This window comes from Luteolibacter rhizosphaerae, assembly GCF_025950095.1.
GTDB lineage: Bacteria > Verrucomicrobiota > Verrucomicrobiia > Verrucomicrobiales > Akkermansiaceae > Haloferula > Haloferula rhizosphaerae.
In genome coordinates, this window is the sequence record NZ_JAPDDR010000009.1 from 142,784 (window position 1) to 168,615 (window position 25,832).

The 25,832-nt window shown below is 62.1% G+C and carries 28 protein-coding genes; 15 read left to right on the forward strand and 13 right to left on the reverse strand.

Annotation, left to right across the window (positions count from 1 at the left end; translation table 11 throughout):
• Nucleotides 1-88: 88 nt before the first annotated feature.
• The 5 genes from OJ996_RS17650 to lipB all read left to right on the forward strand — a co-directional run bounded on the left by OJ996_RS17650 (nucleotide 89) and on the right by lipB (nucleotide 4,035).
• Nucleotides 89-676: a hypothetical protein gene (locus tag OJ996_RS17650; protein ID WP_264514963.1), complete on the forward strand. Its 588-nt coding sequence runs from the start codon at nucleotides 89-91 to the stop codon at nucleotides 674-676.
• The gene (locus OJ996_RS17655; protein ID WP_264514964.1) at nucleotides 673-1,599 is read left to right on the forward strand and encodes a hypothetical protein; all 927 of its coding nucleotides are present in this window, start codon (nucleotides 673-675) and stop codon (nucleotides 1,597-1,599) included. Before OJ996_RS17650 ends, OJ996_RS17655 begins: the two co-directional genes overlap by 4 nt.
• A gap of 63 nt (nucleotides 1,600-1,662) precedes the next feature.
• Complete coding sequence (locus OJ996_RS17660) at nucleotides 1,663-2,859, forward strand: DEAD/DEAH box helicase (protein WP_264514965.1); 1,197 nt, start codon at nucleotides 1,663-1,665, stop codon at nucleotides 2,857-2,859.
• Between the two features lie 39 nt (nucleotides 2,860-2,898).
• Nucleotides 2,899-3,402: a crossover junction endodeoxyribonuclease RuvC gene (gene ruvC, locus OJ996_RS17665; RefSeq protein ID WP_264514966.1), complete on the forward strand. Its 504-nt coding sequence runs from the start codon at nucleotides 2,899-2,901 to the stop codon at nucleotides 3,400-3,402.
• Between the two features lie 12 nt (nucleotides 3,403-3,414).
• A complete protein-coding gene (gene lipB, locus OJ996_RS17670) occupies nucleotides 3,415-4,035 on the forward strand; it encodes a lipoyl(octanoyl) transferase LipB (RefSeq protein WP_264514967.1) in 621 nt (206 codons plus the stop codon).
• Here lipB and OJ996_RS17675 read toward each other — a convergent pair.
• Complete coding sequence (locus OJ996_RS17675) at nucleotides 4,032-4,394, reverse strand: dihydroneopterin aldolase (RefSeq protein WP_264514968.1); 363 nt, start codon at nucleotides 4,392-4,394, stop codon at nucleotides 4,032-4,034. The genes lipB and OJ996_RS17675 overlap by 4 nt on opposite strands.
• 80 nt (nucleotides 4,395-4,474) lie before the next feature.
• Here OJ996_RS17675 and OJ996_RS17680 point away from each other — a divergent pair, with 80 nt between their 5' ends.
• Together OJ996_RS17680 and mobA are read left to right on the forward strand one after the other, a co-directional pair.
• Entirely contained in the window at nucleotides 4,475-4,855 is a 381-nt protein-coding gene (locus OJ996_RS17680; protein ID WP_264514969.1) for a hypothetical protein, read from the forward strand.
• A 9-nt stretch (nucleotides 4,856-4,864) separates the two neighbouring features.
• On the forward strand, nucleotides 4,865-5,662 hold the full coding sequence (mobA, locus tag OJ996_RS17685; protein WP_264514970.1) for a molybdenum cofactor guanylyltransferase: 798 nt from the start codon (nucleotides 4,865-4,867) through the stop codon (nucleotides 5,660-5,662).
• On the opposite strand, the gene OJ996_RS17690 is transcribed toward mobA, so the two are convergent.
• Nucleotides 5,659-6,597 carry a class I SAM-dependent methyltransferase gene (locus OJ996_RS17690; protein ID WP_264514971.1) on the reverse strand — a complete coding sequence of 313 codons (939 nt, stop codon included), beginning with the start codon at nucleotides 6,595-6,597 and terminating at the stop codon, nucleotides 5,659-5,661. The two genes, mobA and OJ996_RS17690, sit on opposite strands and share 4 nt — an antisense overlap.
• Before the next feature lie 153 nt (nucleotides 6,598-6,750).
• On the opposite strand from OJ996_RS17690, the gene OJ996_RS17695 reads away from it, so the two are divergent.
• From OJ996_RS17695 to OJ996_RS17715, 5 genes are all read left to right on the forward strand, one after another.
• Nucleotides 6,751-7,803 (forward strand): Mrp/NBP35 family ATP-binding protein, encoded by a 1,053-nt coding sequence (locus tag OJ996_RS17695; protein ID WP_264514972.1) that lies wholly within the window; start codon nucleotides 6,751-6,753, stop codon nucleotides 7,801-7,803.
• Nucleotides 7,804-7,863: 60 nt separating this feature from the next.
• A complete protein-coding gene (locus tag OJ996_RS17700) occupies nucleotides 7,864-8,130 on the forward strand; it encodes a hypothetical protein (protein WP_264514973.1) in 267 nt (88 codons plus the stop codon).
• A gap of 82 nt (nucleotides 8,131-8,212) precedes the next feature.
• Entirely contained in the window at nucleotides 8,213-8,698 is a 486-nt protein-coding gene (locus OJ996_RS17705; RefSeq protein WP_264514974.1) for a hypothetical protein, read from the forward strand.
• Nucleotides 8,699-8,758: 60 nt separating this feature from the next.
• Entirely contained in the window at nucleotides 8,759-10,147 is a 1,389-nt protein-coding gene (locus OJ996_RS17710; protein ID WP_264514975.1) for a sulfatase, read from the forward strand.
• A gap of 93 nt (nucleotides 10,148-10,240) precedes the next feature.
• Nucleotides 10,241-11,503: a hypothetical protein gene (locus OJ996_RS17715; protein ID WP_264514976.1), complete on the forward strand. Its 1,263-nt coding sequence runs from the start codon at nucleotides 10,241-10,243 to the stop codon at nucleotides 11,501-11,503.
• Nucleotides 11,504-11,589: 86 nt separating this feature from the next.
• On the opposite strand, the gene OJ996_RS17720 is transcribed toward OJ996_RS17715, so the two are convergent.
• Nucleotides 11,590-12,012: a YlbF/YmcA family competence regulator gene (locus tag OJ996_RS17720; RefSeq protein WP_264514977.1), complete on the reverse strand. Its 423-nt coding sequence runs from the start codon at nucleotides 12,010-12,012 to the stop codon at nucleotides 11,590-11,592.
• 86 nt (nucleotides 12,013-12,098) lie between these two features.
• On the opposite strand from OJ996_RS17720, the gene OJ996_RS17725 reads away from it, so the two are divergent.
• Together OJ996_RS17725 and OJ996_RS17730 are read left to right on the forward strand one after the other, a co-directional pair.
• The gene (locus OJ996_RS17725) at nucleotides 12,099-13,130 is read left to right on the forward strand and encodes an alpha/beta hydrolase family protein (RefSeq protein WP_264514978.1); all 1,032 of its coding nucleotides are present in this window, start codon (nucleotides 12,099-12,101) and stop codon (nucleotides 13,128-13,130) included.
• Between the two features lie 104 nt (nucleotides 13,131-13,234).
• Nucleotides 13,235-14,596 (forward strand): cytochrome-c peroxidase, encoded by a 1,362-nt coding sequence (locus OJ996_RS17730; protein WP_264514979.1) that lies wholly within the window; start codon nucleotides 13,235-13,237, stop codon nucleotides 14,594-14,596.
• Between the two features lie 69 nt (nucleotides 14,597-14,665).
• On the opposite strand, the gene OJ996_RS17735 is transcribed toward OJ996_RS17730, so the two are convergent.
• The 10 genes from OJ996_RS17735 to gspG form a co-directional block, all read right to left on the reverse strand.
• Complete coding sequence (locus tag OJ996_RS17735) at nucleotides 14,666-16,057, reverse strand: tetratricopeptide repeat protein (RefSeq protein ID WP_264514980.1); 1,392 nt, start codon at nucleotides 16,055-16,057, stop codon at nucleotides 14,666-14,668.
• Between the two features lie 161 nt (nucleotides 16,058-16,218).
• Complete coding sequence (locus OJ996_RS17740) at nucleotides 16,219-18,726, reverse strand: type II secretion system protein GspD (protein ID WP_264514981.1); 2,508 nt, start codon at nucleotides 18,724-18,726, stop codon at nucleotides 16,219-16,221.
• A gap of 72 nt (nucleotides 18,727-18,798) precedes the next feature.
• Nucleotides 18,799-19,407, reverse strand: a complete 609-nt coding sequence (locus OJ996_RS17745; RefSeq protein WP_264514982.1) for a hypothetical protein — start codon at nucleotides 19,405-19,407, stop codon at nucleotides 18,799-18,801.
• Between the two features lie 44 nt (nucleotides 19,408-19,451).
• The gene (locus OJ996_RS17750) at nucleotides 19,452-20,009 is read right to left on the reverse strand and encodes a hypothetical protein (RefSeq protein ID WP_264514983.1); all 558 of its coding nucleotides are present in this window, start codon (nucleotides 20,007-20,009) and stop codon (nucleotides 19,452-19,454) included.
• Nucleotides 20,010-20,061: 52 nt separating this feature from the next.
• Nucleotides 20,062-21,312 carry a PilN family protein gene (locus OJ996_RS17755; RefSeq protein WP_264514984.1) on the reverse strand — a complete coding sequence of 417 codons (1,251 nt, stop codon included), beginning with the start codon at nucleotides 21,310-21,312 and terminating at the stop codon, nucleotides 20,062-20,064.
• Entirely contained in the window at nucleotides 21,309-22,244 is a 936-nt protein-coding gene (locus tag OJ996_RS17760; RefSeq protein ID WP_264514985.1) for a type II secretion system minor pseudopilin, read from the reverse strand. The genes OJ996_RS17755 and OJ996_RS17760 overlap by 4 nt, the downstream gene beginning before the upstream one ends.
• Nucleotides 22,241-23,002 (reverse strand): prepilin-type N-terminal cleavage/methylation domain-containing protein, encoded by a 762-nt coding sequence (locus tag OJ996_RS17765; RefSeq protein WP_264514986.1) that lies wholly within the window; start codon nucleotides 23,000-23,002, stop codon nucleotides 22,241-22,243. The genes OJ996_RS17760 and OJ996_RS17765 overlap by 4 nt, the downstream gene beginning before the upstream one ends.
• Complete coding sequence (locus OJ996_RS17770; protein ID WP_264514987.1) at nucleotides 22,999-23,436, reverse strand: hypothetical protein; 438 nt, start codon at nucleotides 23,434-23,436, stop codon at nucleotides 22,999-23,001. The genes OJ996_RS17765 and OJ996_RS17770 overlap by 4 nt, the downstream gene beginning before the upstream one ends.
• The gene (locus OJ996_RS17775; protein ID WP_264514988.1) at nucleotides 23,437-24,027 is read right to left on the reverse strand and encodes a pilus assembly FimT family protein; all 591 of its coding nucleotides are present in this window, start codon (nucleotides 24,025-24,027) and stop codon (nucleotides 23,437-23,439) included.
• Nucleotides 23,996-24,436, reverse strand: coding sequence for a type II secretion system major pseudopilin GspG (gene gspG, locus OJ996_RS17780; protein ID WP_264514989.1), 441 nt, complete (start codon nucleotides 24,434-24,436; stop codon nucleotides 23,996-23,998). The genes OJ996_RS17775 and gspG overlap by 32 nt, the downstream gene beginning before the upstream one ends.
• Before the next feature lie 150 nt (nucleotides 24,437-24,586).
• Here gspG and OJ996_RS17785 point away from each other — a divergent pair, with 150 nt between their 5' ends.
• A complete protein-coding gene (locus OJ996_RS17785; RefSeq protein WP_264514990.1) occupies nucleotides 24,587-25,810 on the forward strand; it encodes a saccharopine dehydrogenase family protein in 1,224 nt (407 codons plus the stop codon).
• Nucleotides 25,811-25,832 lie beyond the last annotated feature (22 nt).

A 25,832-nucleotide genomic window follows, 5' to 3' on the forward strand; every position in this document is an offset into this window, starting at 1 on the left:
TCTGCGGCATAGCCTCTGCTGCTGTTTCAATAACTTTCTCCATCCGGATCACCCCGTCCGGCCCCACCCACGGAGCAAGTCCCCCCACATGCCCCCCGCCCCCCCCGACATTAATCCGTCGCGCCAAGTCGAACGGATCCGCGAGATTCTCGTGGGCCGCCAGATGGATAGCGTGGAACGCCGCCTGGAGCGGCTCGAGGCGAATTTGCGCCCGATGCCGACGCAGGCACCCGATGACGTTTTCGAGATCCGGCTCGCAAACTATGAGCAGCGTCACGACCTGAAATTGCAGGAGTTGCGCGATGAGATCGATGCGGAGAAGGCGCGCCGGGTGGAAGAAACCCACCGTCTGGCGGGTCAGATTCAAGCGGCCGCGCGCGGTCGCGAGGCTTCGGGGCTGGAAGCCCAAGCCGAACTGGAGCAGCGCGTCACCCGTTGGCTGGAAAGCTGGAATCAAGGCTTCCGGCAGTATTTACAGCAGCGCGAGACGCATCTGATTTCCGAAATGCGCTCGGAACTGGAGCAGACCAAGGCTTGGGTGAACTCACGGCTCGAATCCACCGACGACGCGCGGGTGAGCAGGATGCAGGCTTCCTTCGCCCAACTGGCGGAAGCCGCCCGCGCCATTGCGGACGCCGCAGCCCAGCACGCAACCCCAAGCGGAGGAATCCGATGACCGCGATCTTCCCCCCGCTACCCCTCCCCTTCCCCTCCTCGTCGATGCAGACGGAGGGTCGCGGCAGCCAGCTCCCTCTCGGAGAATTCCCGATCCCCTCGGACGAGCCCACGAGCCGCCGTGTCCCCTTCTCCCTCCCCATGCTGGGAACCCAGCCCACCAATCCACCGCCTGCTTCCGGGCCGGAGCCGGAGAAACCCGCCAAGCAGCCGGAAGAGGATCTAGCCCCGGCACCGGCAGCGACCACGCCCGGGACAGGCGAGCAGACGGACTTCACCGATGCCGATCTCACCGCGGCGCTCGCCCCTCTCCTGGCGGCTGCCGGTGGCGGCCAAGGCCTTTCCCTGCACGACGACGCCTCCTTCGAGGCGATCCTGCGGGCCACCTTCCGCCGTGCTCTCTCCGAGCACCAGAGTGGTCCCTTCCAAGACCCGGACTTCGGCCACCGCATGCTGTGGCGCATGCAGGCGCTCTTCAGCAGCCGCAGCTACGAAGAAGTGCTGGCGGAAAAGATCCGTCGCTTCCACGTGGAGGAGGTCTACCTGCTAGACCGCGACCGGCTTTCGCTCGTTTCCTACGCCAGCTCCGACCCGGTCCGGCACTCGAATCCCCGGCGAGTGGGACCTTTCTCCCGCCAACTGGCCCTGCGGATGCGGGATGAGACCGGGGCCCTCCAACTCGGATTCGAGTTGGGAGAGGGGCGTCGCACCTTCGTCAGGGCCGGGCGCTTCTGCTACATGGTGGCCGTAGTCCGTGGCGAGGTGAACGACATCGTGAAGGCCGACCTCGACTTCGCCTTGAAGCGGATCGAAACCCGCTACCGTCAGCCCTTCGTCCAAGGCCACCCCCTGCTCAAGGAACTGCAACCCCTGCTGGAAGAGTGTCTGCTAATCCACTCGCCCGCCGCTCCCGCCGGAACCTGAGTGAGATCAAAGGCAAGTGATACCTTGACCATGGGGCTTGCGAGCCCTACGCCTCCCCCGCACATGGGATTTGACACTCTAGGCCTCTCCGAAGCCGTCCTCGAAGCCGTCACGGAGTCCGGCTATCAAAACCCGACGCCCATCCAGGCGCAGGCCATTCCATTGATCCTCAATGGACAGGACGTGATCGGTGCGTCCCAAACCGGCACCGGCAAGACCGCAGCATTCGCCTTGCCCGCCCTTAGCAAGATCAAGCCGCTGGGCAAGCCACAGATCCTGGTGCTGGAGCCGACTCGCGAGCTCGCCCACCAGGTGGCGGAGCAATTCGAGAAATACGGCAAGCACACCGGCCTGAAAGTCGCGCTGCTCTTTGGCGGCGTGGGCTTCGGCGATCAGCTCAAGGCTCTCCAGAACGGTGCCGACATCGTCGTCGCCACTCCCGGGCGATTGGTCGACCATTTCTACCGCGCCACCATGCGCTTCAACGAGGTGAAGATTCTGATCCTCGATGAAGTGGACCGCATGCTCGACATGGGCTTCCTCCCGCAGGTTCGCAAGATCGTGAACCTCTGCCCTTGGGACGGCCGCCAGACGCTGTTCTTCTCGGCCACCATGCCGGCGGCGATCCAGACCTTCGCCCAGTGGTGTCTCATCAATCCGGTGAGCGTGGAGATCGCGCGCCGAGCCGTGGCCTCCACCGTCACGCATGCCTTCTACCCGGTCTCGATGGACCAGCGCGACGAGCTTCTGATCGCGCTGCTGAACCAGACCGACTACCACTCGGTGATGGTCTTCACCCGCACCCGCAAGGAGGCGGACCAAGTCTGCGCCCTGCTGAAGCGCGAAGGCCACGAGAAAGTCGCAGCGATGCACTCCGACATCAGTCAGGTGGATCGCATGAAGGCTTTGGCCGGCTTCAAGAGCGGCGAATACGAGGTGCTGGTGGCAACGGACGTTGCAGCCCGCGGCATCGACATCTCCGGCGTCTCGCACGTGATCAACTACCGCGTCCCGGAAAATGCCGAGGACTACGTGCACCGCATCGGTCGTACCGGTCGTGCGGAAGCGGAAGGCGATGCCTTCACAATCCTCACGGCGGACGAGCTGGAGTTCGCGAAGTCGGTGGAAGTCTTCATCGACCAGAAGATCAAGCGCAAGAAGCTGGAAGGTTTCGACTACATCTACACCGCCCTGCTGGATGATTCCCCGGCCAAGTCGATCCGGAAGAAGCCGACGGGCGGCAAGAAGAAGCGGAGATAATTCCGGTCACCCTTCGGTGAGACCCACAGCCTTCTCAGGATGCGCGTCCTCTCCATCGACCCTGCTGTCCGCAACACGGGCTACGCCGTGTTGGAGGGAATCGGTCGCGAAGCAAAGGTACTCGCTTACGATGTTATCTCCATCCCGGATCGGCTGCCTCAATCTGCCGCTCTATCGGCGGTGCGGATGCATTTGCGGAATGTCATCGAGAAGCACCAGCCCGACGAGGTGGCGGTGGAAGGAATCATCTACGTGCAATCCCACCGCACGGCGATCTCGATGGGGGCGGCCCGAGCCGCGGCCCTGATCGCAGCGGCGGATGCCGGTTTATGCGTGTATGAGTACGCGCCGATGAAGGTGAAGATGGCGGTGGTCGGCAAGGGCAAGGCGGACAAGCAACAAGTGGCCTTCATGGTGCGAGCCCTCTTAGGACTCGCCGAGACTCCTCCTCACGATGCAGCGGATGCTTTAGCCATCGGGCTGGCTCATTTGCAGGCATCCGATCCGCTGAAGGCGAAGATGCTGGAGCGACGCCAAGTTTGAACCATGTCCGCTATGAATACGCTCCATCTCGGTAAAGGCATTAGCTATGAAGACGGCCTCAAGCAGCAGAATGCCGCGGTGGACTCCATCCTTGATGGAAGCGGAAGCGAGACCTTGCTCCTGCTCGAACACGCCCCTGTCTACACCATCGGGCGCCTGCGCGATCAATCCTCGCTGGGCAACATGGCTTCCCTGCCCGCCCCTGTCTTTGAAACCAACCGCGGCGGCCAAGCTACCTATCATGGCCCGGGCCAGTTGGTCGGGTATCCCATTCTCGACCTGCGGGAGCGGAATCGGGATCTTCACGCCCATCTCCGCAACATCGAGGAGTCTCTCATTCTCACGTGCAGGGATCTCGGGATTGATGCCGGTCGCCGCGAAGGGCTCACCGGAGTCTGGGTGGAGAATCGCAAGCTGGCCTCGATCGGCGTGGGGGTGCGCAAGTGGATCTCCATGCACGGCTTCGCGATCAACATCACAGCCGAGTCGCTTCTGCCCTTCTTCGCCATCACACCTTGCGGGATCGACGGGGTCGTGATGAGCTGCGTCGCCCAAGAGGCGAAACGTCCCGTATCCGTGGATGAGTTCGCCAGTGCCTTTCAGCCGCACTTCGAGCGGATCTTCGCCCGCTAGGCATCCTTGGAAGCCTTCAGGCGCACCGCCACACAATCGGTTTGGGGGAGGATGAACTTCTCCAAGACGACCTCCACGCTCGCAGCCTGCGGATTCTCCAACACGAGGACGGCAATGTCGGAAGCCAAGGTCTCAATCAACTTCCTCGGTCGGGCCAAAGCGAGTTCTTGGATGCCGGCGGCAAGCACCGCGTAGTCGATTGTGCGGTCGATCTCATCCTCCATCGCGGCAAAGCCCACGCGTGGCTCGATCAAAAGACTCACCCGTAGTTCCTGGGCATCCGCCCGCTCTTCATCCGGCACGCCGATGAAGGTCTTCACCCTCAAGCGGCGGATCTCGATCCGGGCCTCGCTCTCCATACCGGCGGAGCGGAACGCGTCGCCGGGCCCGCGTCAAGGCCGCGCTTGACCCCCACCGTCCCCTCGCCCATCACCATGCCGTGGCCTTCCTGAAATCTCCCGCCTTCATCATCATAGGGTCCCAGATCCTTTTCTCCATCTCCGACGTGATGGGGCGGACCCACATGAAGTCGCAGGGCTTCACTCTGGCCTCCTTCTTCACCTGGTGGTTCCTGATCTACACTTTCATCCGGCAGATTGCCGTCTTCGGCCAGCTTTACATCTACTCCACGATGGAACTCGGCCGCACGGTCGCCCTCTTTGGTGCAGGCTCCATCATCATCGGCAACGTGATCGGGCTCCTCTACCTGAAGGAGACGATGTCTTTGCCTGTCTACATTGGCGTCTCCCTCGCCATCTGTGCCTTCCTGGCACTGGCCCTGATCCCGGCCGGTGCCGCCACTCCGCCGCCCCAGCCCTGACGCTCTCTCATGATCGGGCTGATCCTGACCGGCGGAAGAAGCAGGCGCATGGGCCGCGACAAGCTGCTCATCGAAAGACCTGACGGGCAGCGGCAGATCGACTGGTTGGCCCAACTGGTACGGGAGGCCGGCTTGGAGCCCATGCTCTCGCAGCGTCGGGGAGCCCGGCCCGTGATCGGTCTTCCCGTCATTGAGGATCACTTCGCGGATGCAGGCCCCTTGTCTGCACTCGATGCCTTTCATCGACGTTACCCGCAGGAGCCTGTTCTCCTTCTCGGGGGAGATCTTTTCCTGATGAACCGCGTGACTTTGGAGGATTTGCTCGCCGCTCGTTCTCCAAGAAATGCCGCCACCTGCTATGCAAACCGGCTGGATGACAAACCCGAGCCGCTCTGCACGATCTTTGAATCGCGAGCCCTTCTACCCTTGGCGGATCGATTGGAGCAGCACGAGTATGGAGCCAGGCACTTCCTGGCCGGCCTCGATCCCCACAAGCTGCGGCTCAGGCATCCAGCGGCACTCGACAATGTGAACTCCCCGCTGGATCTGGAAGAGGCCTTCAGCAAACTGCGAGCCGGTGTCTCACCCAAGACGATCCACCTCTGCGGCATTCCGGGAGAACGTAGCTATGTCTCACTAGCCACCACGACGGGCGGCCTTCTGGCCGAATTGGCCTTCATCCACCGATGGAAGGGTCCATGGGAAAGCTTGGAGATCATCCGGAACGGCGAGCTTCTGTCACCGGGCGCACTGATCCGGAGCGGGGATCAGATCCTCATTCAAGGTGAACTCTCAGGATCCCCTTAACGGGTTCGAATCCAGAAGCCCTTCGGAATCGCGGTCTCCCAAGGCACGAACTGCTTCATCAGCTCCGGATTTTCCTTCACCAGAGCAAAGGACGGAACGATGACTTCGAAACGATCCGAATTCAGCAGGATTGCCTCCAAGGCATACTGTTCGTTCCACGACCACTGCATCTCGAACAGCATGTGCTCGTCCGCATCGTAGGGCGTGAACACGTCGTGGAAATGGACGTAAACCCCGGACGGCAGAAGAGGTAAGACGTAGTTGAAGACGTAAACCAGATCACTCTGGGTCTTCAGCACGTGGGTGGAATCGATGAAGAGGATGTCGTTTGCCGAGAAACTCCGGAAGAGACTCGTGTCCAGATCCTCAATCTTCTCCTTCAGCAACTTTCCGGCCAAGGGATAATTCAGCAGGCGCTCGGAAGGATAGGGCTCGATGTGGAGGATCTCCACGGGATGACCTTCCGCCGCATTCATGTTCGCCGCCGTGGTCATGACCATCGAGCTGAAGCCCGAACCGGCCTCCACCACCCGCTTCGGCTTGAGATGGCGGATCAGCCCGTGGAGGATGGTCGCATCGTAGGCGTCGTAGGCGTTGTTCTTGAACCAATACGGCGACTTGCCGTCCGGCTCCACGGGGAAGTGATGGATCTCCTTCGCATAGGGCTGGATGACCCGCACCAGCGGTTCGATCTTGCCATAATCCAGAAGCGTGTCGCCCAAAGCACCCCGCGCCTTGAGCTTGCCCGGATCGACTTCCGTCGGATCGACGATGGGACAGGCGAAATTGTAGGGGCGGACGTGAAACTGCGACCAGTTCCTCAATTCCAAGCTGCGGTTGAAACCATCCAAGAACCGCTTCACAAGCGGCAGAGGAATGCGCGGCGTGATGAAATCGCACAGTAACCCGAAGGCATTTCGTCTGGTTTCGCTCATGGAAAAAACATCTCCCGGCCGGAAGGGCGTCAGGATGCAAACAGAGCTGGGGGGATTTTCAACCGTGCACTGTTCAAAGCTTCACTTTTACGAGGGATCTCCTGTGTACCCCGGGTTGACAGCGCGGCAGATCCCGCCATTGCTTCCGCCGCCGTGAGTCCCGAATTCATCAAGGAAGCCCTCCGCAATGTCCGCTACCCCGGCTTCTCCCGGGACATCGTCTCCTTCGGCCTGGTGAAGGAGGTCCGTCACGAAAACGGCAGCCTCTACGTCCAACTCGAAGTGGCGACGAAGGATCCGAAAATTCCCGAGCAGATCTTCAAGGACTGCCATGCGGCTCTCGACCACCTGCCGGACGTGGGCAGCGTGAAGGTGGAAATCACGGTGAAGGACCCGCAGGGAGCCCAAGGGGCTTCCTCGGAGGCGCTCCAAGGAAAGTCGTCGATCCCGGGAGTGAAGCGCATCATCGCCGTGGCTTCCGGCAAGGGCGGCGTGGGCAAATCCACCGTCGCTGCCAATCTCGCGGTCGCGCTCGCCAAGAGCGGCGCCAAGGTCGGCCTCTGCGATTGCGACCTCTACGGCCCTTCCGTCGCACAACTGTTCGGCAGCCACGAACGCCCGATGGCCAACGAACGGGACGAGATCATTCCGATCGAGGCCTATGGGCTGAAGCTGATGTCGATGGGCTTCCTGCTCGAAGACCGCTCGCCCGTTATCGTCCGTGGCCCGATGGCCACCCGCTATACGCAGCAGTTCCTCCGCCAGGTGGAATGGGGCGAGCTCGATTATCTCGTCCTCGATCTTCCGCCCGGTACCGGGGATATCCAGCTCACCATCGTTCAAACCGTCGCGGTGGATGGAGCGGTGATCGTGACCACCCCGCAGGAGATGGCCCTGATCGATGCGCGCAAGGCGGTTTCGATGTTCGCAAAAGTGAATGTGCCGATCCTCGGTCTGATCGAGAACATGGCGTGGTTCGAATGCGACCACGGCCAGCGCTACTATCTCTTCGGCGAAGGCGGCGGCGTCCGAGAGGCAGCCATCCTGAACGTGCCCCTGCTGGCCCAGATCCCGATCGATCCCCAGACCCGCGAGAGGGGCGATGCAGGAACACCCGTGGCCCTCATTCCGGCGGCCGAGCATCCGGTTTCTGCTGCCTTCCAAGAAGTCGCTGCGGCCATGCGGGCAAAGCTGCCGGTGGGATGATTCCCCGATGAAGGCTCTCCTGCCACTCCTGGCCTTCTAACAGGCTGCGACCGGTATTCCATGGCATCGGTGGAAGGCGTCAAAACCTTCCTTGAACGCTCGGCTCCGGCCACGGTCCCGGCGGACAAGGTGGTCGACCAAGCCCTCGATCTCTACCCGCGCAGCGATGGCGAAACGCGGGCCAGGTTGATCGCCGGTCTCTACCGGATCACGGAGCAGCGGGGCGATCTGAAACAGGCCTTCGAGAAGGCCGGCGATCCCATCGGCAAGAAGCTCTGGGACGATATCCAGGAGATGGGCAAGGGCCTGAGCGAGGACGGCTTCTAGCGCACGGGCCGAAGCCCCGAACTTCCCGGTGGCGGAATGGTCGTGCTGCGTCATAGTCGGGCGGGTCTTCCTTCTGCTTCCGATGCTCCGTACTCCACCTCAGCTCTTCGATGACTTCGAGGCCGGGCTCATGACCCGGGAACAACTGCACGTGGCAATGGCTTTCCATGCCCGCAATCTGATCGAGGAGGTCGTGGAGGCACGGGAGAATCCCTTGGCCGCATGGTGGGAAGGGGTTCTCGCCCGCAAGACCGCATCACGCCTCGCCGCGCGGCACGGCGAGCGCCGGGTGCGGGCGATTTTCTCGGCCTTGGCCCAAGTCCCGGATTTCCTGCCCGCCCAGTGGCTCTGGAACGCAAACCATCAGCACGTTCCCCTCTTCTGTTTCCTGCGACTCCGCCGCGAACCGGTTTTCCGCCTCGCGAATGTGGTCAACGAGGCAGGCATCGTGACCGTCACGATCGAATATGGATCCGCCGACAAGCACGACACCACACGCGAGGAGTTCGTGCTGACCCACAAGCGTCAGGGTGGTCTTGAGGTGAGCTCCCGCAGATCCCTCAACTAGGGATTTCACTACCACATTCGGGTGCTGGCGAGCTCGGCACAAAGGCCCGAGCCTCAAGCGATGAAAGTCGCTCTTCTTGCCTTCCTATCCGTTCAGATCGCGGCAGCGGAGCCCACGCGTCCCAACGTGCTCTTCATTCTGGCGGATGACATGAAGGCCGCTCTCGGCTGCCAAGGTAACATCTTGGCCAAGACCCCGAACCTCGACCGCCTCGCCAAGTCCGGCGTCCTCTTCAGCAAAGCCTACTGCCAATTCCCGCTCTGCAATCCCTCCCGGGTATCCATGCTCACCGGACGCTATCCGAAATCGACCGGCGTTCTCGGAAACCGTGACGAGTTCCGCGGGGCCCATCCCGGGTGGATCACCCTGCCTCAATGGTTCAAGCAGCACGGCTATGTCGCAGCCAGCAGCGGTAAGATCTTCCATGGCGGAATCGACGATCCCCTTTCTTGGACCGATAGCGCGATGCAGGACCTCAAGATCGAGAAGCGCCCGAAACAGACCCAATGGCCGCAACCCGGCGACGAGACGCTATCAAAAGACAAACGCAGCGACCGCCGCATCGTATTGGAAGGAAACGGCGACGGGCATCCCGAGAATGCCGTAGCAGACCGGGCCATCGCCTTTCTCCGGAAGCAGCATGAGAAGCCCTTCTTCCTCGCCTGCGGCTTTGTCCAGCCTCACAGCCCGCCCACTGCCCCCCGCGTCTTCTACGATAAGTGGCGTAGCGAGGACTTTCCCTTGCCGCAGGACTTCGCTCCACACCCGATCGTTCCCGAGGGCTTCCCGCAATCTTCCATCCGGAAGACCAATGCCGATCTTTTCATCGGCCGCGATGCCAGCGAGGCAGAAGCACGCCAGATGATTCACGCCTACCATGCCGCCATGTCATGGAGCGACTGGAATGCGGGACGAGTCCTCGACGAACTGGATCGCACGGGCCTCTCGCAGAACACGATCGTCGTCTTCTGGAGCGACCATGGCTACCAGCTCGGGGAGAAAGGCAAGTGGTCGAAGGCCGGCTCGCTCTTCGAGGCTGGGGCACGGGTCCCCATGATTGTCCGCGCCCCCGGAATCAGCCCCGCTGGAGCCCGTTGCGAGCGCGTGGTCGAATCGATCGACCTCTTTCCCACCCTCTCCGCGCTTTGCGGATTGCCAACTCCGACCGGCATCGAAGGCCGGGACCTGTCCCCGCTGCTCAAGGAACCGAATTCGGCTTGGGAGCATCCGGCATTCACGATCTGGAGCGAGGATGGTAAAGAAGCCACCGGCATCTCCATCCGGACGGAGAAATGGCGCTACACCGAGTATCCCGGAGACAGTGCCGTGCTACTCGATTCCGCTAACGATCCGGGCGAGACACGGAACCTCGTCCGGGATCCAGCCCATGCCGCTGTGATCAAAGAGCTCTCTTCCAAGATTGCTGAGTTCCAAGGGGAAACGCGCTAGAACAGGTGCTCGGCGGCAGTTCGCTTCAAACAATTGCGTCTCCCGACCCGATTTCTCGAAACATCGGGCATTTCGGAACGTTTAGTTTATCCCATGAATCCGAAGCAATCCCAGTGGGTTTGGAGCGCCAGCGGTGTCGCCTTGGCTTTGGGTGCCGGCGTAATGATTGGAAGGATCAGCTCCTCCGGGAATGATGCTGCGGACGGAACACGCTCGCCCCTCTCCGCCCGCGACGGAGCGCATCACGGGGAGGGCGGAATGACCCTCGCCGAGCGCGTCCAGCGCAAGCGCGCCGAAGAAGGTCGCGGTACCGCCAGCCGCCCGGTGGAAACGGATCTCAAGGCGATCTTCGAGACGACCAGCCGCCTCGACCGCACCCAGAAGCTGCTCGCATTCCTCGATCGCCTGCCGACCGAGCAGTTCGCCTCGGTCTATGAGGAGTTCCGAAACATGCCCGGCGTGAATCTCCGTGGTTCCGAGAGGTCGCTGATTCTTCAAGCATGGGCAGAGCGCGATCCACACTCCGCCCTCGGCTTCCTCCAAGAGAAAGGCGCGGAGGACTGGGAGCGCGAAACCACCGTGGCGACATGGGCGGCGAATGATCCCCAGGCCGCCTTCGCATGGGCTCAGACTGCCCAAGACGAGGGCGACGTTAACAACTGGCTGCTCGGTGCCACCCGCGGCATCGCAGCGACCGATCCGGAACTCGCCCGCGATTTCCTGGCCCAGCTCGAAGGCCGCACCCGGGAACAGGCACTCGACGCCATGCGCCCCTACGTGATGCAGTACGGCTTCGACTACGCCGCGGCGTGGATCTCCGGAATGGGCGATGAGGAAACCCGCAACCGGGTTTCGCGCAACATGGCGCGTGATCTCGCCGAGGCGGATCCTGCCCAAGCTGCCCAGTGGAACAACGGCATGACAAATGTCGACCTGCGGCGCGACGTCTCTGAAACCGTGGGCGACCGCTGGGCTGCACGCGATCTCACCGCAGCGCTGGATTGGGTGGAAAGCCTGCCACCGAATGTGAGATCGGAAGCTGCCGAGGGACCTGCGCGGCGCTACGCCCGCCAAGATCCGGAGGCCGCCGCAAAGTGGTTGGCAAGTCTCGGCAATGACCCCGATCTCGATGGTGCACGCCAGATCTTCATCGAGGAAAGTTTCCGCAGGTCGCCCCAGACCTCGCTTGAGTTTGTCTCGAACCTCAGCGACCAGCGCGCACAGATCGGCGTTTACCAGCGCTATCTCGGTGGCTGGATGCGACGCGACGAAAATGCCGCGCGACAGTGGCTGAACTCGAACGCCCAGAACCTGCCGCCGCAGGTGGTGGCCCGCTTCAACCCGCCGCCCCGCTAAGGTTGGAATCCTAGCTCACACAAAGAAGAAGCCCCGGTCCTGCGACCGGGGCTTCCTCGTTTAAAAACCTTTGGAGCTTCGTAGGCTTAGCAACCGCATCCGCCACCACCGCAGCATCCACCCTTCTCCGCTTCAGCAATGTCCTTGTCAGTCGGCACGCGACCGAGTTCGAGGGTCATGTTCACATACTTGCCGATTGTGCGTTGCAGGGACTCCAGCTCGCCTTGGGCATCCAGGAAAGCGCTAGCCACCTCGTTCCGCATCAATTCGTCGCGCGCGGCTTCGAATTCGCGGATTTCGGTCGGAGCCAGCTTCACGCCGGCGTGTTGCTTGTGATGAAGTTCTTCGCCGCGCTCGTGCACCGTCTGATACATCAGGCGTGCGGCATCGTCGTCCAGGAAACGCTCCACGTCCTTCTGGAGCTTGGCGAAGTGCCCGTCTGCAGCGATGGCGGCACAGAGTTCGCGGGTCTTCTCCATCACGGGGGAGGTCTCGGTCAGCAGAGTCATGGGGCCTTCCCTAGTCCCAGCAGGCCGGACTGGCAAACGCGATCTTGCGAAATCGTGCGGCCCGACCACGTAATTCCCCCGCCCCGATGAAGCGCATCCGCCGCCATGTCCTCCGCGCTTCCGCGGTCCTGCTACTGCTCGCCGCCCTGCTCTTCGGCATCATCGGCTGGTTTGGATCGGAGCATCTGGTCTCCCCGAAGCGGCGCGGACTTCAGGACTATCACCGGGAGATCCTCACCAATCCCGACCACTACGGCCTGAAGATCGAAGCCTATACCGGCCCGGGCAAGACACCCTGCCTGCTGGTCACGCCGAGTGCGAAACCCGGGGAGGCGAAGAAGTCCCTGATCGCCCGCGACGAATTGGCCAAGCGCGGCGTGAAGCTGCCCGATTGGGGCGGGCAAGTGGGCACCGTCATCCTGCTGCACGGGCATGGCGGGAGGAAGGAAGACCACCTGCCGATCTGCGAGCGCTTCTGCGCCGCTGGTTTTCGCTGCATCGTCCTGGACCTGCCGGGGCAGGGCGAACACCCCGCGCTCTACGGCACCTTCGGCCTGCGCGAGGCACCGCTGGTGGAAAAGATTCTCGACGAGGCCTCCAGCCGCTTCGCATTCCAGCCATCGCCCGCCTTTCTCTTCGGCGTTTCGCAGGGTGTCTCGGTGGCACTCCAGACTGCGGCGCGGAACCCAGATAAATGGGCGGCGGTGGCGAGCATCGCCACCTTCAGCTCTCTCGATCGGCCCGTGCTGCGCTCCGCTCAGGAAATGACGCCGGCGAGCCTGCACTTCTGCTGTCCGGCGGCGGCTCTCAGTGTAAGCTGCGGGGCTCGCGTCCGGGCCGGGTTCTGGCCTGCGGATGTCCGGCCTGCCCGTGCGGCCTCCAAACTGACCATGCCGGTGATGATCAGCCATGGCGACAAGGACCCCTATATCGGGATCGATCAAGCACGGGAAATCTTCGACGCCCTTCCCTCCGCCCGGAAACGCTTCCGAGTGGTCGAGGGAGCGGACCACAACCACGTCCTTTCCATGGGCTCGCATGCCTTGTATGCCGACGTGTGCCAGTTTTTCCACGAGGCTCGCACCGCTCAAGACACTGCGTCCGGGCGTTCCGAGTAAAGCGAATGGGAGCTATGTGAGCTCTACGTAAAACCCGGCTCCCGGGCGTTAAGAGAAAGTAAAGTTCCTCGCTGTTTTGCGTCATCAGCGTCTTGAGTGAAACCGTGAAAACAATCCTCCTGCTCCCGGTTCTCACTCTCCCGGCTCTCGCCGAGGTTCCCTTCCAAGTCGCCGCCGAGACCGCCAGCATCCGGTTCACTCCCGAGGGAAACGGCTTCGTCATGGAGGTGAACGATCCGGGCAACCACGCGTGGATGCTCCAAAGCACCGACAACAGCTCGGGCTGGACCAATATGGCCACCCACCGCGTTTTCAACGGCTCGCTGCGCATCCCGGTTCCTCGCGACGGATCACGCCGTCTGTTCCGGTTGAATTCGGATGTCGCGGGGCAGGTCTCTTCGTCGGCCGCGAATGCGCTGATCCTCCCCGGATCTCCCTACAACTACGCGAACGCGGCCCTGCCCGCCCATCTGCTCACCCCCCAGATCCAAGGTCAGAACAACACCCCCGTTACCAATCCGACCACCAATGCCGGAGCAGCCTTGGGCCGCGTGCTCTTCTATGACAAGCGGCTGTCGGCGAACCAAACGGTATCCTGCTCATCGTGCCATCAAGCGCAGCACGGCTTCTCCGATCCCCGCAAGTTCAGCGTCGGTTTCGATGGCGGTCTTACCGACCGAAATTCGATGGGCCTGACCAATGCGCGCTACTACCTGCGGGAGAACTTCTTCTGGGACGAGCGTGCCGCCACCCTGGAGGATCAAGTGCTGATGCCGATCCAGAACGAAGTCGAGATGGGGATGACGCTCGACCTGTTAGTCCAGCGGATCGATGCCGAGCCCTTCTACGACGAGCTATTCACCGCTGCCTTCGGCACTCCCGAGGTGAATGTCACGCGGATCTCGCGCGCCTTGGCCCAGTTCGTCCGGTCCATCGTTTCGGGGAGTTCGAAATATGATCTGGGTGTCCCCACCAACTTCTCGAATCTCACCGCACTGGAGAACCAAGGCCGACAGATTTTCCAAGGTCCGGCGGGAGGCTGCGCCGCGTGCCACGGCAGCGACAATTTCGTGCCGGGAAACGCCATCTTCAACAACGGCTTGGAGAATCCCTATGTGGACAAGGGTTTGGGGGAAGTCACCGGGCTCACTTCGGACGAGGGCTTCTTCAAGGTATCATCGCTGAGGAACATCGAGCTGACGGCCCCCTACATGCACGACGGTCGCTTCGCCACGCTTGAGCAGGTAGTCGAATTCTACAACTCGGGGGTCGTCAGCCACCCCAATCTCTCCCCTCAACTCCGCCTTCCTCCCGGCCCTCCGGGATCTCCGCCACCACAACCGCGTCGCCTGAATCTCACGGCCCAGCAAAAAACCGCATTGGTCGCCTTTCTCAAGACCCTCACGGACACCAGCGTGACCACCCATCCCAAATACTCCGACCCCTTCCGTTATCAGGCGCAGTAGTGAGACGACAGTCAGTGAAATGAAAAAGGCGCGGAGGCTTCCCTCCGCGCCTTTCTTTGAATCCGAAGATCAACCGCCGTAGGACGATTCCACGCGCTGCGCGACATCGCGGTAGCCGTAGTCGACTTCGTAGATCTGCTTGAAGGAATCGAGAGCGCCATCCTTGTCGCCCATCTGCTCGTGGATGAGGCCCTTCTCGTAGAGCACTTCCTTCTTGGTGTTGTCCATGCCGTGCATGTCGGCGAGGGCATCGGCCAGCTGCTTGGAAGCCATGTCGAACATGCCCTTCGCCTTGAAGGTCTTGCCCAGCAGAAGCAGCACCTTGGACTGGATGTGCGGATTCCGCTTCGCCTGCTGAAGGTGCGGGATCGCTCCGCTGTGATCACCGGCGTTGAAGAGGGCCTGGCCCAACTCGTAACGGGAGATCGGGTCGGTCGGGTTGATCTCGACGCGCTTCTTGGCCTCTTCCACGGCCTCCGCGATGCGTGCGCTACGGCGCTCGGCAAGCATGGCCTGCACCTCCGGATCGTCGGGGTTCGACTTCGCACGCTCTTCGAGCTCCTTCATGTGCGAGTCGGCCACCTTGTCCTTCATGTGCCCGGCCTTGGTCTGAAGAGCCACGTCCCCGTTGCTGAGCGTGAAGCCCCACGAGTAGAAATTGAACGCACCTTCCCAGTCCTCGAGTTGCTCGTAGATACTGGCGAGGTCCTTCACCGTCGCGAGGTTGTTGGTGTCCTCGTTATAGCGCATCACGAGACGGTCGCGGCGATCCTCCAGCTGATCCCGGGTAAGGCCCGTCTTGCTTGCCTCATCGAGCGCGGCGGCCTCGCCCTTGTTGCGCTGGAGGTCCGCCATCTTGGCCGTCTCGCTCCAGCCACCGGACTTCATCGAAGCCTTGGCGGTGCAATCCTTCTCGCCCTTGATCGCGGCGGAATCGGTCGGGTGATGCTTGATGATGTCGCGGTAGACCTCTGCGGCCTTGGCGGGCTCGTCACGGCTCTGGTAGTAGTCCGCGAGCTTGTGCAGGAGCTTCGAGTTCTCCGGATGACCTTGGCGCACGGTTTCAAGCGCGAAGGCGGCGCTGTCGGGCAGGCCGAGCGCATTGAAGGCTTCGAACAGCAAATCGTTGGCTTCGGCATTGTAGGCATCCTTCTCCAATTCGGCCTCGATCAGAGGCACGGCGGAGGCGGGATCCTTCTTCACCTGGCTGGCAATCTTCATCAAACCCATGCCGCCCGTCTTCACGCCGAAGATCGAGCCTCCCTTCTTGGGACCGCCTTGCACGATGCTTTCGCACTTGCGGAGCACCTTGCGTCCATCGAGGAAGGCAGGAGCATCCTTGAGCACGGGCTGCAGGAGCTTGACGGCGTAGCCGTGGTTATTCGTTTGGACTGCGCTGAGGGCCTTCAACCAGAGGGCCTTCACGTTCGGTGCGAGTTCCGCTTCGGTGATTTCGGGCATGGAGCGAAAATGGATGGTTTTTGGTGAAAGAACCGGACCTCTGGGGACCGGCGGACCTAAGTGAAGCCCGATGCGCGGCCTTGGCAAGCCCCGGAATGAGAAGTGCCGCAGAAACGGGTTCTGCGGCACTTTTTGAAGCTGCGATGTATATACGAACCGCTTCAGCGGTTCTTCACGAAGCCCTTCCGCGGGCGGGCGCTGGCCTTACGGATCTCGGTGGTTTCCTCCACTACGGTCGCTTCCGTGACGGTGGCCGTGTTCTTGCCCTTGGTTTCCACGATCGCGGTTTCCTTGGTTGGCAACACTCCCGGGCCGTCGATGAATGCGCGGTTCTGCTCGTCGATCTTATAGCGGGCATCGATGTCCGCCTGGGCTTCGTAGAGCGAAGAGCCGTCGTTCACGATCTGGGGCTGGATGAAGATCAGGAGCTCCTCGCGATCCGCCGCGTTCGTGGTCTGTCCGAAGACCGGACCGATCCAAGGAATCTGGCTGAGGATCGGGATGCCCGAGCGCACCTTGCGGTCGCGGGTGGTGATCAGACCGCCGAGAACGATGGTCTCGTTGTTCGGCACCGTCACGGTGGTCACCAGTTCGCGGGTGGCGATGTTCGGCACCTCGCCTACCCCTTCGATGACTTGGGTGCCGAGCACTTCGTCATTGAGCAGGTAGATCTGCAGGGTGACCTCGTCCTTCGAATTCACCAGCGGGATGACTTCGAGGGTCAGCACCACATCGCGGTATTCGATGTTCGTGCTCTGGCCGGTCGTGCCGCTGTTGAAGCTGTTCGTCGGCACCGCGATGCGCTGACCGCTGGAGATGGTGCCCTTCTGGTTGTTCGACATGAACACCGTCGGGCGGGAAATCACGTTGAACTTGTCGGTCGCCTGAAGTGCCTTGAGGTAGACATTCATGTAGGGACCGATCTTCCCGTAGATACCCAGACCGGGTGCCGTGGAGGCCAGAGTGGTCGGATCGAAGGTCGAGCCGTTGAGAGGAATCACCGTGCCGCTGCCGCCGCTGCCGCCACGGCCACCAATCGCATTGTCCCCGCGGGTATCCAAGGTCCGGAGATAGTCGATGCCGAAGCTGAGATCCTTGCCGAGCGAGAGCTGGCCGAAGACGCAGGAGATCATGACCTGCTCCGCCTTCACATCGATCTCGTCGAGCAGCTTGGTAATGATTTCCAAGCTCGCCGGCGGGCCTTGGATCACGATCGAGTTGGTGATGTTGTCCGCCACCAACAAGGTTCGGCCCACCAAGAGGGATTCCGGAGCGCTGTTCACGTCGGGATCGCCCAAGCTGCCACCACCGCCGGATCCTCCACCGCCGGTCCCGCCACCGCCACCACCACCGAAGGAACTACCGCCGCCGAAAGAGCTATTGCCGCTGCCACCGCTGGAGCCGTTCCGGCCCGTTGCGGAGGTCCGGGAATTGCCACCGCCGGAGTTGCCGCCACCGAAGTTGGCACCCCGGGCTCCGCCGCTGCCGCCTGCGCCACCCGCGCCACCGGCACTTGCACCACCGGCTCCGCCGGCATTGCCGCTGAAGGCTCGCTGCAGCGCCTGCTCGGCCACCGGCAGGAAGTCGGCCACTGCCAGGAACTTCAGTTTCCGGCGCAGGAAGTTCTTCTGGTCGGTCGGCGAGTCGAAGCCGCGAACGAGCGTCTCAACAAAGACGATGTCCACCGGACGCCCCATCGCGAAGATCTCGTTGGTCCGGGTAGCCGGGACGATTTGGATCGGAATGTCTTCTCCAGCGCTGCCACCGCCATCCGCACCGCCGGCGGCCGCGGCTGCGGCACCACCCGCTTGGGCGAGGATCGGATTGGCAGGAGCTGCTGGCGCCGCACCCACCCGCTGGGTGCCGGCGGTGCGTTGCTGCTGCTGCTGCGTATTGAGAATTTCGTTCAGCGTCTCGGACAACTCTTGAACATCCGCGTACTGAACCTTGATAAAGCGCGTGGCGACCTGCTGCGAAGGCACGTCGATCTCCTGCTGGAGCTGGATCAAGCGGCGGATCAGCGAGGAACTCTCGGTGATCACGATCGACGAAGCATTCGGAACCGCGGCGATCGAGCCGTAGCTACCGAGCTGCCGCACTACCGCGGTGAAGGTCCGCTCCATTTCCTGGGGCTTGATGTACTTCAGCGGCATCACGTAGGTGACGACCTGCTCGCCCTCGGGAAGCAAGGACGCATCGGTGATCGTTTCCAGCGGCTGGGACGGGACATTCGGCGGCGACTGCGAGTAGATCAGCCGGTCGTGATTCTCGCCGGTCGGCACGAACACGAAGCCTTCGAGCAACGCTGCTTCCTTCAACAGTTTCGCGGCCTCCCCGTAAGTGATTGGCCCGCGCTGGACGAAGCGGAACTCCGCGGTCAGCGCTGCATTGCTGATAGTGACCCGTCGTCCGGTCAGCTCGGTGTAAATGTCGGCGAGCCGCTGTCCGTCGATCTTCGGCTCGATGTAGCCCTGCTGCTTGACCGTGCTGGGGTCAATTGCCTTCGGCATCGGGCCAGCCTCCGGCTCACGGGCCGGAATCTGCGGGCCACCGGCAGGACCGGCTGGCGCCTGGGGATTTCCGGGCTGGGGCGGCACGGCCGGATTCTGGGCGAGCACCGTGCCGGCAAGGAGCAATCCGGCGAGAATGTTGGACGGTTTGGGCAACATGGGAAAAGGAAGGCGAAACGGGAGAGTTGCTAGGAGTCGAGCTAGCCTCGGGCGGGTTCTTTTAGAGTCGGGTCAGCGGCGCGGGGCCGGCTGAGGAATGCGCGGACGGTTGACCCGGGGTGGTTGGGCTTGCTGCTGCTGGGGTTGGGCCTGTTGCTGCTGGATGGTCGGATTCGGTTGCTGGCCCGGTTGAACATTCGGCTGGCGATTGTTCTGCTGCGGTGCGGCGGAGGCCTTGGGCGTCGTCGTCTTTTCGTCGAACTTAACCGATCCGCTACGGCCACCGGAGGAGAGATGGACCACGGTGTCCATCCAACTGCTCTTGCCGAATTCCACGCGATCCACCTTGAAGGAGCCGGAGGCTCCGGCGGCGAGATCTTCCATTCGGTCCGGATAATACTTTGTGGTGCCGGAAGGACGGATCACTTGGGTTTCACCCGCGTTCTTTTTGTGCTGGAGAGTGACCATGTAGCCCCCCTCGACTTCCGACACGCCACCGAGCGACCAGTCAGCGAAAGCTTCAATAGCTTCAGGACCTTTTTCCACCGGCGGCTTAGAGGTGAAGGGAGAGTTATTCCACAGGTGGGCGTAGCTCGCGTTCGAGGGCTTGCGCGGCACTTCGGCGGAGGTCAGGCCGATCAGGAGAAAGGCGCTAAGCAAATGGATCAGAGTCGCTTTCATTGCTCGAGAAAGGGGTTAGCGATGGAGGGCATTGGTGAAAAACCTTATGGTTCCGGAGTTTCCACCGATTCGGGCTCCTCCCCCGAAGAGGGCACGTACCACTGCTCGGCGGTCACGGTGCAGTCGATCTTGGTATCGTCTTTCGCATCGGGCGAAAGACGCATGAAGGTGATCGCCCGGAATTGATCGGGCATCTGGAGACGGTCCAACCAACGGTAGAGGGCCGCCTCGTTGCCGGTCACGTTGAACTCAACCTTGGCACGGTGGAAACGACCGGTTTCGTCGCTGGGCAGGATCTTGCGGCGCTTGATTTCCAGCGAGTTGGCCGTGGCCTGATTCGAGGCGAATTGCTCCAACTCGGTCTGCACAGTCTGTCCGGCTTTCGGTTCCGGATAGTGGTCGGCAAGCCAATCCATCTCACCTTGGTTGGTCTCGCGATCCGCATCCATGATGCGGGCGTCCTCGACCGAGGTTTTCGCCTTACCCAAGGCCTTGGTCACGCCAGCGCGGTAGCCACGGTACCAAGAAATGGCGAAGAAATTGAGCAGCACGAAGATCGCGACGCTGAAGAGCAGGACTAATTTCTTTTCGCGGTCGCTCATGAATCGTGGAGTCGGAAAGGGAAAACCGCCCGGAGGGGATCTTGTCGGTAGTTCACGGAGTTGTGTCGGGCAGCGTGCCGGTGAAAACGAAATCCCAGCCCTTGGTGCTGTTCGAGGGCGGCGGCGTATCCCAATCGTATTCCCCCAGATTGCCGGATTCCCGGCTGAGGTTCAGGCTGAACGTATTGACCGGAGCGGCTTGGGGAGCCTCCCCTACCAGCTTGATCTGCCCCGCATTGACTTCCGCGGTCTTCAGCCGCAAGCCGCTGTTCGGCGGGATGGCCTTGGCCACACGCGACATGATTTCCACCGGAGCCCGGTTGTAGTCCACGACCGGCTCCAGCTCCGCCCACAGGATCTTGTGCTCCGCCACGGCGGCAGAGAGCTCCGGCGGCATGATCTGCGCGGCTTGGGTCTTGTAGCCTTTGATCTTCTGCTGGTCGCGCCAGATCCCGTAACCGAACCAGCCGGCCACACCGAGATAGGCGACCGCCACGGCAGCCACGCCCGCCATCTTTTGTTGGCGGGCAACTTGGGCGCGGCGGGCGGCCCGCACGTCGGCAGGCAGCAGCTTGCTGCGCGGATCCGGCAGCACCGGCTCGGGCCGGGGCGACACCTTGCCGGGCAGGCCGAGACCATTTGCTAGGCTGCCGGCGGAACCGGCGTCCCCGTCCGGGGACCAAATATGGATCGCCTCCGGCTTCAGCGGCAGGCCTTGGATCGCCAGCTGGCCGAGCGCGAGCTGGATCTCGCGCAAGCAGGCCGCATCCGGAGCCGGACCGGCGCTGGAGGTGGCTTGAGAGTAGAGTAATTTGGAGTTCCGGAAGAATGCGAAGACCCAGCGTCCGAACTCGACCCAAGCGGCGATCGCCTCGCCACGGACCTGGAAGGCGCGGGGAGAAACGTCGAATTCCTTGGGGCTGCGGGGCGGGAGGTCGCCATCCCCGGGTGATTTGAGCACCACGCAGAGCAGGGTGGCGCTGTCGCCCTCCTTGCTCACCACGAAGGTATCGGAGAGCTGGCCGGCCATGGGGTCGGCCCGCACGCCGAGACGCTCGGCATGCATCGCAGAAAGATCCTCGAAAAGTGACTCATCTGCACTGGAAGCCTTGAAGGGCAGCGCGTGCATCCCCCTCACCGGGAAGAGCATGGCGAGATTTCCGCCGGGCAGATTCCCCAGATCGGACGCACGGGATGGTCCGTCCGCCGTCTGGAGGCTAAAACCTCCGGCGCTCGACTGCTTCCAGATCTCCCAACCCCGGGCACCGGGGACGAGCAGTGTTGTTTCCTGTTGTTTGCTCAAGGCACTACCTCCTCGGTTCGTTCCAAAACCGCCGGTCGTCCCGTGCGGTTGCGCACGATGACCGTGATTTTGCGTTTGGCTCCGGCGACCGTGCCGATGCTTTCAATTCTCTGGGTGGCATCGTTCACGGTCAGTCGGGCGGTGATTTCGGGGCGCATGCTGGAGTCCACACCCAGAAGGGCAAGCGCTTGCTCCAGTTGCTGGAAAGGGGCGTCGTCGTCGGTCTCGCGGATTCCATCCGGTCCGCGGACCGTTTCGGGGATCACCGCGGCTTCCTCCACGGAGACTTCCGCGGCCACGGCGATGAGTTCGGCCGGGGCCTCGTTCAGATCGAGCTGGCCGCCGCTCCAGATGGTGAACCAGTCCCGCCAATCCGGTTTGAGGGCTTCCACATAATCCATCCCCTTCACCAGGCGGACCTCGTCGAGATTGTAGAAGGGACGATTGAAAGGCTGGTTGAGGCGGCCTTGCTCGGTGTACCACTCGGATTCCGCGCCGTTCAGACCGGCCTCGTCGTTGGTGTCCACCCAGTCGATCAGAGCATCGGTCACGGCTTGGGCCTCGTCCAAGGTCAGCCCCCAGTCCATGAACATGGACTTCAGCAGCTGCTCATCCTGTTTGAGGACCAAGGCATTGATATTGAACTTCTCGCCTTCCGAGATCAGGCGGACTTCGAAACCCTCGCCATTTTCCTCGGACATTTGGCGCAGCAGCGGATCGGTGCGCTTCACCGCCGGATTCGATCCCACGGCGATTCCCATCTCCGCCAACTGCCGGGCCCGGAAACCGTGGATCTGCGCGGTCGCCAGATCGACATCGAAGGAGACCACCCGAATCGCCGCCATCGAGGCCATCGCCAGGATCGCAACCAGCCACAGCACCGCGATCAACGCGGAGCCACGATTCCGATGCTTGTGGGAAGTGGACCTCATTTTACTTCGATTGGAGGAATATCCGGCTTATCTCCATCGCCACCGCCTCCTCCTGGGCCGCCGCCACCCCCACCGCCGCGTTGCTGCTGCTGGAGTTGGCGCATCATCACCTCGGGGTCCTGCTTCGGCGGGATCCAGAAAATCTGTTTCATGAACTCCCCGTTCGCACCGAAGGCGACCGTGAGTTCCATCTGAAGAGGCAAACGACCGACGAGATCCCAGTCGTAGGCCCACTCCATGGTGCGGCCATCGAGAACCTGCCACTCAAAGGTGCGGACGTCCTCCAACAAAACCACCTCCGCAAAGGGCTCCAAGCTGGTGTTTGTCTCCTGATTATCGCTGTCTTGCAGGATCTCCTCCTCGTAGTAGCGGAGCACGATATCGAGATAGCCGTCGCGGCGTGGAACCGTGGAAAGACGGACAGCCTTCGCCACCTTCTCGGTGCCACCCCATGTGAAGGCGAGCGGGACATTCTGAAGCGTGAGATCCGAGAGATACTGGGCTCCGGCATCGTTGGAGGACAGCTCCATGCGGGCATTCCCCGGCAGAGTCCCGAACATCTTGCCGAGAAGCTCGAACATCGCCTTGCGCTCGCCCTCTTCGTTCTGGGTCTGCATCACCGCGTTGCCGAGCTGCATGTTCGCGGAGAAGGTGCTGAAAATCATCCCCACCAGCAGGGACATCAGCAAAAGGGCCAGCACCAGCTCCAGCAAGGTGAAGCCGCGGCGACGGGAAGTTCCGGGGGCGGCGACTTTCATGGCTGGTAAAGACGCGAGTAGCGCCAGGTTTCGGCCATCTGCTCCTGGGACACGCCGCTTTCAAACCAGCGCGCCACCACCTCGATGCGGTACATCTCCTGGAGAAGCTGGCCGTCCTCGTTCTCGATCTCGGGCATGAGCTCGATCGTGGTCTCGATCTCCATGCCTTCATTCGCCATCTCGTCCACCGCTTCGGATTTGGTGCCTTCCTCGAGCACCGGCTGGGACATCTCGCGGGCCAAGGCGCTTTCCAGCAGACGGTTGATCCTCAACTCGCGCTGCGCGGCGCCCGCAAGATCGGCGGTCCGGTGCAGGGCGATCGCGAAACCGGTGGCGGCCATCGCGAAAACTCCAAGCGCCAGAAGCACCTCCAAGAGCAGGAAGCCCCTGGGCGCTCGCCGCATGCCGCGGCCATGGCGTGGATGGAGTTTCATTCAGTAAATTTCCTTGGAGGTATCGCGGATGCTGGCGGTCAGGGGGTGGAACTCCGCCTCTTCCCAGCTCTTGTCGAGTTGGAAGCGGACACCCACCGGTTCGCAGGTACCCTCGACATCGAAGCGCCACACCTGGCGGTTCTTCGCATCGACCGGGATCCAGATGTCGCTGGCCCAGCGCCGGATGAAGACCTGCATCTCCTCATCGGCTTCCCAAGTGTCGTGGACACTGTTGAACTGTCCGACCGGCTGCTCCCCATCCGCGGTTTCCGCCGCGAGCCGAGCGGCGGCGGCTTCGCGCTGCTCGGGTTCGAGCACGGCTTCGGCAAAAGGCATCAGGGTCACGCGGCCAGCGTAGAATTCGAGAGCATAGGGTCGCTGCTGAAGCGCCGCGAGGGTCCGGGCCCGCTTGGCCAAAAGGGCGACATCGCCCGAAGCCTCGCTCAGCACGCGTTCGTCCCGCGAAAGGACCATCATGCCGATGGCCCCACCCCCGATGAGGGCGATGGCCAGGAGAACAATGACGATCTCCAGAAGCGTGAAGCCCGGCGCGGTCGGCTTACTTCCCGTCTTGGCTGCTGAGATCGTCATCGGTGCCGGCTTGGCCGTCTTTACCCAGGCTGAAGAGTTCGAATTCGCTCGGATCCTTGGTGCCCGGGAACTTGTAACCATAAGGCTGGTTCCATGGATCGGTCGGGACGCGATCGGCGATCTTGGTCCAGCGGCGCGGCACCGGGGTGCTGCTCGGCTTGGTGACGAGGGCTTCAAGTCCCTGTTGCTGAGTGGGATAGTTACCCGCGTTGAGCTTGTAGGTCTTCAGCGAGGAGCCGATCGCATTGAAGTCGGCATCGACGCGCTGGAGCTTCGCACCGTCGCCGATGCCACCGATCAAGGCGATGGAACCACCCAAAAGCACGGCGATGATCCCGAGAACGATGACCATTTCAAGCAGGGTGAAACCCGCGGCGACGCGCTGACGGATGGACTTTTGGTATTTCATGGATAGTGCAATGCGGTTGCTGGGAAAAGGACTACGCCTGAGAAAACACCGCGGGAATCAAAAGTTGTCTGGAAATTCCGTCGCATTCGCAGCGGGCTTCTTCCTTGCGCCCGGGCGTCCTTTCCCCCACCCCTTGCCCGCAAACATCCCATGAACAAGGTTCTCCTCATCGGCGCCGGGGGCGTCGGCAGCGTCGTCGCCCACAAATGCGCCATGGTCCCCGAGGTTTTCGGTGAAATCACCTTGGCCTCCCGCACGAAATCGAAGTGCGACGCGATCGCCGCCGAGGTCAAAAAGCGCACCGGACGCGACATCGCGACCGCCCAGGTGGATGCGGACGACCCGATTCAAACGGCCGAGCTGATCCGGAAGACCGGAGCCACCCTTGTCATCAACGTGGCCCTCCCCTACCAGGACCTCACCATCATGGAGGCCTGCCTCTCCGCCGGTGTCGATTACCTCGATACCGCAAACTACGAGCCGAAGGACGTGGCGAAGTTTGAATATTCCTGGCAGTGGGCGCTGCACGAGCAGTGGCTCGGTGCCGACCGCTCCGCGCTGCTCGGCTCCGGCTTCGATCCGGGCGTGACCAACGTCTTCACCGCCTGGGCGCTCAAGCACCACTTCGACCAGATCCACACCTTGGACATCATCGACGTGAACGGAGGCAACCACGGCAAGGCTTTCGCCACGAATTTCAACCCGGAGATCAACATCCGCGAGGTGACGGCCGAGTGCCGCCACTGGGAGGACGGCCAGTTCGTCGAGACCGCGCCGATGTCCAAGCATCAGGCTTTCACCTGCCCGGAAGGCGTAGGCACCTACGAGATCTACCGCATGTATCACGAGGAGCTGGAGTCGCTCGTGAAGCACATCCCGACGATCAAGCGCGCGCAGTTCTGGATGAGCTTCTCGCCGAACTACCTGAAGCACCTCGAAGTGCTGCAGAACGTCGGCATGACCCGCATCGACCCCGTGGTCTACAACGGCGTGGAGATCATTCCGCTCCAATTCCTGAAGGCAGTGCTACCCGATCCCGGCGAGCTCGGCCAAACGACCAAGGGCAAAACCTGTATCGGCAACGTCATCACCGGCGTGAAGGACGGCCAGCCGAAGGCGATCTACATCTACAACATCTGCGATCACGAGGCCTGCTTCGCCGAAGTCGGTAGCCAGGCGATCTCCTACACCACCGGCGTGCCCGCCATGATCGGTGCCAAGCAGATGCTGGAAGGCAAGTGGCGCAAGCCGGGCGTCTGGAACATGGAGCAATACGATCCGGACTCCTTCATGGCCGACCTGAATGTCCATGGCCTGCCTTGGCAATTCATCGAACTGACACCGGAACAAGCCGCGGGCTTCGTCGTGGCCTGAGCTGCGCCCGGAACAACTTCGG

Bases quoted from the DNA above. Each gene is read 5' to 3' on its own strand.
- OJ996_RS17720 (WP_264514977.1), bottom strand. From the start codon at position 12,012: ATGACTCTGCTGACCGAGACCTCCCCCGTGATGGAGAAGACCCGCGAA.
- OJ996_RS17785 (WP_264514990.1), top strand. From the start codon at position 24,587: ATGAACAAGGTTCTCCTCATCGGCGCCGGGGGCGTCGGCAGCGTCGTC.
- OJ996_RS17705 (WP_264514974.1), top strand. From the start codon at position 8,213: ATGCTCCGTACTCCACCTCAGCTCTTCGATGACTTCGAGGCCGGGCTC.
- OJ996_RS17710 (WP_264514975.1), top strand. From the start codon at position 8,759: ATGAAAGTCGCTCTTCTTGCCTTCCTATCCGTTCAGATCGCGGCAGCG.
- OJ996_RS17770 (WP_264514987.1), bottom strand. From the start codon at position 23,436: ATGAAACTCCATCCACGCCATGGCCGCGGCATGCGGCGAGCGCCCAGG.
- OJ996_RS17700 (WP_264514973.1), top strand. From the start codon at position 7,864: ATGGCATCGGTGGAAGGCGTCAAAACCTTCCTTGAACGCTCGGCTCCG.
- OJ996_RS17725 (WP_264514978.1), top strand. From the start codon at position 12,099: ATGAAGCGCATCCGCCGCCATGTCCTCCGCGCTTCCGCGGTCCTGCTA.
- OJ996_RS17675 (WP_264514968.1), bottom strand. From the start codon at position 4,394: ATGGAGAGCGAGGCCCGGATCGAGATCCGCCGCTTGAGGGTGAAGACC.
- OJ996_RS17750 (WP_264514983.1), bottom strand. From the start codon at position 20,009: ATGAGCGACCGCGAAAAGAAATTAGTCCTGCTCTTCAGCGTCGCGATC.
- OJ996_RS17660 (WP_264514965.1), top strand. From the start codon at position 1,663: ATGGGATTTGACACTCTAGGCCTCTCCGAAGCCGTCCTCGAAGCCGTC.
- OJ996_RS17760 (WP_264514985.1), bottom strand. From the start codon at position 22,244: ATGAGGTCCACTTCCCACAAGCATCGGAATCGTGGCTCCGCGTTGATC.
- OJ996_RS17735 (WP_264514980.1), bottom strand. From the start codon at position 16,057: ATGCCCGAAATCACCGAAGCGGAACTCGCACCGAACGTGAAGGCCCTC.
- OJ996_RS17650 (WP_264514963.1), top strand. From the start codon at position 89: ATGCCCCCCGCCCCCCCCGACATTAATCCGTCGCGCCAAGTCGAACGG.
- lipB (WP_264514967.1), top strand. From the start codon at position 3,415: ATGAATACGCTCCATCTCGGTAAAGGCATTAGCTATGAAGACGGCCTC.
- OJ996_RS17715 (WP_264514976.1), top strand. From the start codon at position 10,241: ATGAATCCGAAGCAATCCCAGTGGGTTTGGAGCGCCAGCGGTGTCGCC.
- mobA (WP_264514970.1), top strand. From the start codon at position 4,865: ATGATCGGGCTGATCCTGACCGGCGGAAGAAGCAGGCGCATGGGCCGC.
- OJ996_RS17765 (WP_264514986.1), bottom strand. From the start codon at position 23,002: ATGAAAGTCGCCGCCCCCGGAACTTCCCGTCGCCGCGGCTTCACCTTG.
- OJ996_RS17745 (WP_264514982.1), bottom strand. From the start codon at position 19,407: ATGAAAGCGACTCTGATCCATTTGCTTAGCGCCTTTCTCCTGATCGGC.
- OJ996_RS17655 (WP_264514964.1), top strand. From the start codon at position 673: ATGACCGCGATCTTCCCCCCGCTACCCCTCCCCTTCCCCTCCTCGTCG.
- OJ996_RS17690 (WP_264514971.1), bottom strand. From the start codon at position 6,597: ATGAGCGAAACCAGACGAAATGCCTTCGGGTTACTGTGCGATTTCATC.
- OJ996_RS17775 (WP_264514988.1), bottom strand. From the start codon at position 24,027: ATGACGATCTCAGCAGCCAAGACGGGAAGTAAGCCGACCGCGCCGGGC.
- gspG (WP_264514989.1), bottom strand. From the start codon at position 24,436: ATGAAATACCAAAAGTCCATCCGTCAGCGCGTCGCCGCGGGTTTCACC.
- OJ996_RS17740 (WP_264514981.1), bottom strand. From the start codon at position 18,726: ATGTTGCCCAAACCGTCCAACATTCTCGCCGGATTGCTCCTTGCCGGC.
- ruvC (WP_264514966.1), top strand. From the start codon at position 2,899: ATGCGCGTCCTCTCCATCGACCCTGCTGTCCGCAACACGGGCTACGCC.